Source organism: Sphaerimonospora mesophila, assembly GCF_001417795.1.
Taxonomy (GTDB): Bacteria; Actinomycetota; Actinomycetes; order Streptosporangiales; family Streptosporangiaceae; genus Sphaerimonospora; species Sphaerimonospora mesophila.
The window spans coordinates 1-653 of sequence record NZ_BCBX01000023.1 but is presented as its reverse complement, the minus strand read 5'-3'; the positions used below and the strand labels follow the sequence as shown (position 1 = coordinate 653).

The following is a 653-nucleotide window of genomic DNA, read 5'->3' as shown; positions in this document are numbered from 1 at the left end:
GGCTCTGGCGCAAAGTGTGTGATCGGGTAACCGAGCGTGATCGGGTTCGTCTGTCATCAGATGATCGCGATCCCGCAACAGTCCGCACATGAGTACGGCCGCTGCAGTGATGATCTAGTTCGAGCAAGAACATGATCGTCACCACAGCGACCGTAGGGGTTCATTGTGCAGCACCCGAGGCATCTGGCGGGAGATGCCTGCTTCCTGAAGACGCTCTTTCCCCACCTGGCCGAACTAGACGTTCAGACCGTGGCCGATCACGGCACGTATGTGCTGATCAAGGCGACCACCAAGCGTAGCGTCGCGGCCTGCCCGGGATGCGGCACGCTGTCATCACGAATCCATGGTCGATATCGGCGGCTGCTCCAAGATCTGCCCGCTGGCGGCCGCCCGTTGCTGATCGCGCTGACCGTAAGACGCCTGAGGTGCGATAACTCGTCGTGCCGGGTGCGGACGTTCGCAGAGCCGCTGGGTGGTGTGGCCCGCCCGCACGCCCGCGCCACCTCGCCGCTGCGGCGCATGCTGGAACTGCTGGCCTTGGCGCTGGCCGCCAGAGCCGGAGCCCGCCTGATGGCCATGCTGGGTGTCACGGTGTCCCGCGACACCCTCATCCGGCTGATTCGCGCCTTACCTGATCCGGAGTTCGGCCAGGT

The 653-nt window shown here is 64.5% G+C and carries 1 protein-coding gene; it reads left to right on the top strand.

The window, feature by feature from the left end; translation table 11 throughout:
* Window positions 1-165: 165 nt before the first annotated feature.
* Window positions 166-653: transposase family protein (locus AP234_RS00135; protein WP_160330346.1), on the top strand; the 488-nt coding region annotated here is incomplete at its 3' end.